The 6,125-nt window shown below is 64.5% G+C and carries 5 protein-coding genes; 1 reads left to right on the top strand and 4 read right to left on the bottom strand.

From position 1 onward, the window contains the following. Positions 1-146: 146 nt before the first annotated feature. The 3 genes from AC1D1S_RS18465 to AC1D1S_RS18455 form a co-directional block, all read right to left on the bottom strand. Entirely contained in the window at positions 147-1,013 is an 867-nt protein-coding gene (locus tag AC1D1S_RS18465; protein WP_476995137.1) for an alpha/beta fold hydrolase, read from the bottom strand. A gap of 47 nt (positions 1,014-1,060) precedes the next feature. Then, entirely contained in the window at positions 1,061-2,059 is a 999-nt protein-coding gene (locus tag AC1D1S_RS18460; protein WP_476995136.1) for an NADP-dependent oxidoreductase, read from the bottom strand. Between the two features lie 252 nt (positions 2,060-2,311). Next, positions 2,312-2,959 (bottom strand): TetR/AcrR family transcriptional regulator, encoded by a 648-nt coding sequence (locus AC1D1S_RS18455; RefSeq protein WP_459384584.1) that lies wholly within the window; start codon positions 2,957-2,959, stop codon positions 2,312-2,314. A 118-nt stretch (positions 2,960-3,077) separates the two neighbouring features. Between AC1D1S_RS18455 and AC1D1S_RS18450 the strand changes: the two genes are divergently transcribed. Beyond that, positions 3,078-4,823 carry a CocE/NonD family hydrolase gene (locus AC1D1S_RS18450; protein ID WP_476995135.1) on the top strand — a complete coding sequence of 582 codons (1,746 nt, stop codon included), beginning with the start codon at positions 3,078-3,080 and terminating at the stop codon, positions 4,821-4,823. A 173-nt stretch (positions 4,824-4,996) separates the two neighbouring features. On the opposite strand, the gene AC1D1S_RS18445 is transcribed toward AC1D1S_RS18450, so the two are convergent. Next, positions 4,997-5,575: a GNAT family N-acetyltransferase gene (locus AC1D1S_RS18445; protein ID WP_028276648.1), complete on the bottom strand. Its 579-nt coding sequence runs from the start codon at positions 5,573-5,575 to the stop codon at positions 4,997-4,999. Between the last annotated feature and the right edge of the window lie 550 nt (positions 5,576-6,125).

The raw sequence follows: 6,125 nt of genomic DNA, 5'->3' as shown, positions 1-6,125 counted from the left end.
CACCCGAATCGATCGCCTGGTGCTTTGGCCTTCACGTCACATGCCGGGATAGTCACGCCAACGGCTGTGCCCGCCCGTATTCACGGGCGGGCACAGCCACAGCGGCTCTCTGCTCTGTTGGCGGGATCTTGTCAGGTAGGTGCTGGTCAGTGGGCGAGGAATTCTACGGCGACGGGGGAGAACCTGTCGTTGAACTGGAAGATTCCGCCGTGGCCCGAGTCGGGGTAGATGATCAGCTCGGATCCCTTGATGCGCCGGTGCAGGTCCCCGGACAGGACCGACGGCACTATGCGGTCGTTGTCGCCGTTGGCGATGAGGGTGGGGTGGGTGAGCCTTGACAGGTCCGACGGCGCGGAGCGGCCGAACTTCCGGATTGCCTTCAGCTGAGTCTGGAGGGCTTTGGTGCTGATCGGCTTGTCGCGGTCGACAGTGCGCTCCTGCAAGCGCTTGATGAACGCCTTCGCGGCCGGCTTGCCGGTCGCGTTGCGGTTAAAGAACAGGAACTCCTTCGGGTCCGAGCGCGTCAGGGTCGCGCGTAGGACGTCCCAGTAGGTGGTGCCGACGACCTTGTCGATGTCCTTGCCGCCCCGCGGTCCGGTACCAGCCAGCACGAGCTTGCGGACGAGGTCGGGATGCTTGAGGACCAGGTCCTGGGCGATCATGCCGCCCATTGAGAAGGAGAAGACGTCGACCTGGTCGAACCCGAGAGCCTTGATGAAGGTGTAGGCGTCGTCGGCCATCGCCTCGACGCTGTCGGGAACCTGCCCGGTGGAGGCGCCGACACCGCGCTGGTCGAAGGTGATGGCGTGGCGGTTCTTCGCGATGGGCTCGATGATGCGCGGGTCCCAGTTGTCCAGAGTCGCGGCAAGGTGCACGAAGAACACGACGGGGATGCCGGTCTTGGGCCCCAGTTCGCGGTAGGCGTATGTGGCGCCACCTGAAGTGATGGAGCGTGTGGTGGCCTTCGCGTACGAGGTGACGACGGAGCCGTTCGGGGTGTCAAAGCTGCTCATGCTGGTAGTCCTCTAAGTGGTCTGTGAGGTGAATGGCTGCCGGCGGCTCAGGAGGGAAGGGTGACGACGGCTTTGCCGCGGAGGCCGCCCTCGGCMAGCGACTCGAGCGCCTGTGGGGTCTGCGCGAAGTCGAAGACCTGCCCTACGACCGGGCGCAGCACGCCGTCGTCAACCAGGGCGGTGATCTGGCGCAACTGGTCGCCGCTGGCACGCATGAAGAGGAACTCGTAGCTGACGCCGAGCTTCTTCGCCTGCCGCCGGATCCTGCTGCTGAGCCCCGCGATGGCCAGGCGCAGCACAGGGTTGAGACCGGCTTTGCGCGCGAACGTCGGGTCCGGCGGACCGGCGATTCCGATCGCCTTCCCGCCGGGCTTGAGGATGCGCAGTGACTTCACGAGGTTCTCCCCTCCGAGGCTGTCGAGCACCAGATCGTAGCCGGCGAGGAGCTGTTCGAAGTCCTGCGTACGGTAGTCGATCACAGTGTCCGCGCCGAGGTCGCGCACAAAGTCGGCGTTGGAGGCACTTGCGGTGGTCGCGACGGTCGCGCCGAGGTGCTTGGCGAGTTGGATCGCGATCGACCCGACCCCGCCGGCCCCGGCGTGAATGAGAACTTTCTGCCCCGGCCCTACTTTGCCTTGCTCAACGAGGGCCTGCCACGCCGTAAGTGCAACCAGCGGTAGTGAGCCGGCCTCCTCCATGCTGATCGATGCGGGTTTCAGTGCCAGGTCGGTCTCGGTGATGGCGATGCGCTCGGCGAACGTGCCGATGCGGTCTTTGTCGGGTCGGGCGTAGACCTCGTCACCGGGTTTGAAGCCGCGCACCTTCGCCCCGACGCGGATGACTGTGCCGGCGACATCGTTGCCAAGGATCAGCTGGAGCTTGTAAGGGAGGATCTGCTTGAACTCACCCAGGCGGATCTTTTCGTCCAATTGGTTGAGGCCAGCTGCGTGGACCTGGACCAGCACATCGCGCTCGCCGACGGTCGGCTCAGGGACGTCTGCTGCGCGCAGCGGCTCCTTGTACTTGGTGACGACGAATGCCCTCATGGCGTGGTGCTCCTCTATGACGTAAGGCTTGGTGAAAAATGAGTCTACTCAAGTTTGAGTTGACTCAGAAATATTGTCAAGTGAACCGTTGGGTGCGCGCGTTCATTTGAATATTCGGGCCACATTCCGGACAGTGTCCATGCCCGTATACACCTGATGCCGTTGCTGGTGGCTGGGCCCCTACCTGCCTATTTCAGCTAACACGAGTTCATGCAGCCCACGAGTCCTATGTGACATGACTTTCAATGGCAGTCACGCGCCGGTGCCCTTCTCGATCCCGCCGGTCTGGGAGGGTGCGCCGACCAAGATCTGCTGGATCGCCGGAGCCACGGTCGCCACYAGTTTCTCCGTGTCCGCATCGACCAGCACAGGCACACCGATGATCCGCCTGCTGGTGACGATACCCACCAGCATCGATGAGGCGAGTCCAGCCCGGAGAGCGGCATCGGCATCGCTGCGGCCGATGGTGCCGTGCAGCAGGCGGGATTGGATGAACTCACGCAGTTGTGCGCTTGCCTGGTCATTGACGATCGCACCACGGAGCATGGCCATCAATGGTTCGGAATCCGTGGCGGGGCCTTCCCAGGCGTCGAGGTAGGCGCGGACGACGCGTTCCCCAAGATGCTCGTCGGGCCCCTCGAAAGCCGTGTTGAACCTTTCAAGGGCCGAGGCTGGGACGGACATCACGGCCGCGAACAGCTCGTCTTTGGAGCGGAAGAACTGCATCACCTGGGACACGTCCACGCCGGCATCGGCGGCGACACGCCGGATCGTCGTCGCGCCGAAACCGTCAGTGGCGAACCGGGCCCTGGCAGCGTCGAGCACCGCCTGTCTGGTGCTCCCGGTCCCGGGCCTGCGGCCGCGCCGCGCTTTCGGCAGGGATTCCTTCTGCTGGGTCATAAGCCAAACCTAGCAACCGATACTGCTTTTCTCAACAGGTGTTGAGTTTCCGAACTGGCGGACGTAGGCTCGCTTGGACGCAAGCCCCGGAGGGCTGACCTGACCAAAGGAGCTCGCCATGAGCGATGACCAGAAGATGTTCGTACCATCCCATCCGCTGCCCGCTGCAAGAACCGGGGTGCTGACCGCGTTCGAACCCGGGACCCGGACACTCGAGGCAGGGTTCCGGATTGCGCCGCAGTTCCGCGCCCTGCCGGTCGATGTGGTGTTCGAGAAGGACGTCGCGGTTCAGTTGCGGGACGGAGTCACGATTTACGTCGATATCTTCCGCCCCGCGGGTTCTGAGCAGGTGCCGGTGATCGTGGCGTGGAGTCCCTACGGCAAGGGTCAAGGCACATCCCTTAGTGTCATGGGCGTGTTCGGGCTGGTTGGCCTGGACAACGGCATCGTGTCCGGTCTGGAGAAGTTCGAGGCACCGGATCCCGCATACTGGTGCGCCCGGGGCTACGCGATCTGCAACCCGGACATCCGGGGCGTGGTGGACTCCGACGGGGACAGCGTGCTGTGGGACCGGCAGGAAGGCCGGGACTGCTACGACCTGATTGAATGGCTCGCCGGGCAGCAGTGGTGCTCCGGCAAGGTGGGCATGAGCGGGACCTCCTACCTCGCGGTATCCCAGTGGTTCACCGCCGCAGAACAGCCCCCGCACCTGGCGGCGATCAACCCGTGGGAAGGCGTCAGCGACGTCTACCGCGACCTGGTGATGCGGGGCGGAATGCCAGACATCGGCTTCGCCCAGCAACTCCAGKAAGGCAGCTTCTTCGGCAAAAACCGGAAGGAAGACATCCTCTCCGAAGTCGAGCACTACCCGCTGATGACCGACCTCTGGGAACACAAAATCCCCGACTTCGGCAAGATCACCGTCCCGGCGTACATCGTGGCCAGCTACTCGAACACCCTCCACACCGCCGGGACATTCCGCGCCTGGCGGCGCATCGCTTCGGAAGAGAAATGGCTGAGGATCCACAACAGCCAGGAATGGCCGGACTACTACGACGAAGCGAACGTGGAAGACCTGCGCCGCTTCTTCGACCACTACCTCAAGGATCAGGACAACGGGTGGGAGCGAACGCCCCGCGTCCGTTACTCCGTTCTCGACCTCGAGGGCGGCGACCAAGTCGGCGTCGCCGCCGACATGTTCCCGCCCGCGGACATCGCATCGACGAAGTACTACCTGGACGGCCGCTCCCGGACCCTGACGACGACCGCCCCGGCCGCCGCGGCGGAAGCGGCGTACGACGTCGACTCGAACCCGAACGCGGTGTCCTTCCTTACCCGCTTCGAGCAGGAGACCGTCCTGGTCGGCTACCCGAAGGCGCACCTCTGGGTCGAGGCGCGAGGCGCTGACGACATGGACCTGTTCGCCCTCGTGCAGAAGCTCGACGCGTACGGAACGCCGCTACAGGCATTCACCGTCCCCAACCACAGCGCCATGGCACATGACCTCACCGATCATGGGGCGACGATCCTGCGCTACAAGGGCTCCGACGGGCGGCTTCGTGTCTCTGCCCGCCACCTCGACGAGGCACTCTCGACCGACGACGTGCCCGCCCACAGCTTCGACCGGGTCCAGAAGCTGTCGGCCGGGGAAATCGTGGCCATCGACATCGACCTGTTCCCGATCGGCCTCTCCTTCCATCCTGGAGAACAACTCCGCTTCATCATCAGCTCCCGGAACCTGCTCGGCACGCTGATGCCGGGCATAAACGAATCCTTAGGCGCCAACAGCGGAACGCACGTTATCCACACCGGCGGAGAGCACGCCTCCTACCTGCAGCTGCCCGTCCAAACGCCCACCAAGTAACGAATGACCATGACCAGGGATGTCCGCATGACCTCAACCCCTGCTCCCGAACACTGGGTGCGCCTGGCTGGCGAGGACCGCGACGGAAGCATCGAAGCCTTCGAACTGGTTTCCGCGCGGCGGGCACTGAACCTGCTGAAGGGCAACCTCGGCCGCGCGCGGATACGGGCGGGTCACTGGAGGCGAAGGCGGGAATCGTCAGCCTCCCATTCATCTCGGGTGATCGCGTACTCGACGTCGCCGTGCTCTTCGCCCGGAACGGACACCGGCCAGTCGGCGACGAAGGCCCGCACGAGGCGCATCCCGGATTTCTCCATCACCCTTCGGGAGGCCGTGTTGACTGCCATGGTCGAGGCTACAACCCGCTGCACCCCGAACTCGGTGAACCCCTTGGCGATCAGCGCCCGCGATCCCTCCGTCGCGTGCCCCTTTCCCCAGGCCGCGTGGCGCAACCGGTAGCCCAGTTCCGGCTGATCTTGTGGATCGTCGGGGCCTGGCCGGAAGTGGAACCAGCCGAGGAATTCCCCGGTCGTCTTCTCGATCGCGGCCCAGAACCCGTAGCCGGGAAAGCGCTGGTAGTAGTCGAGGAATGCCGGGAGGAAGTCGCCTTCTATCTCGCCCCGGGGGGTGGGGATACCGCCGGTGATGTACCGCATCACCCGCGGATCGCTGTCCAGTTCCACGAGTAGCTCCGCATCGTCGGGGGTGAACTGCCGGAGCAGAAGTCGTTCAGTCTCCAGGAAGGTGAGCATGCAGACATTCTCGCACCGGGGGAAGACCCGTCACACCGATGGGGGAGGTCGGTTTACGGTCGCTGGCCGAGCGCACTGGCCATTGGGATTGGTCCCGGGCATATGTGGTCTCTGGGTGGAAGGTGCCGTTGCAGTGGTTGCGTCGCGAAGCGGGAGTGGGGTTTCGTCCTGGATGCCCGCGACGATGCGTCCGTCTCCGGGGGGAGAGAGGGGCCCGGCCCTCCGACGTTGCTGCTTTGATCGCATTCCTTGTGTCTCCGATCGCTGGAGCCATCTCTCGGGAGTCGATCGCCGTTGGCCACCGTGTACGCGTCGTCACCTCGATGTGATTGCCCGAACTCGCGGGCGAAGACAAGGCCGCGTCCGATCACTGGATGTCGCTAAGGCGTTCGTTCACCCTTCAAGCCACCGCCTCACGCGTCCGGTACGGGACAAGTGAGGCGGCCGCAGTCTCTACCCGGGAACGACACCCTGGTACAGGGTGAACTGGTTGGCCTGCTCCATGAACGCGTGGCCGACAATCGGCCCGTCGACCGAGCCGGTACGGACC

The organism is Arthrobacter sp. P1_A5, from assembly GCF_056406825.1.
The sequence above is the reverse complement of the archived record's forward strand: the minus strand, read 5'-3'. Positions and strand labels throughout refer to the sequence as shown.

What these genes read in the sequence shown, in the direction of transcription:
- AC1D1S_RS18445 (WP_028276648.1), bottom strand. Translation starts at nt 5,575, where the DNA reads ATGCTCACCTTCCTGGAGACTGAACGACTTCTGCTCCGGCAGTTCACC.
- AC1D1S_RS18465 (WP_476995137.1), bottom strand. Translation starts at nt 1,013, where the DNA reads ATGAGCAGCTTTGACACCCCGAACGGCTCCGTCGTCACCTCGTACGCG.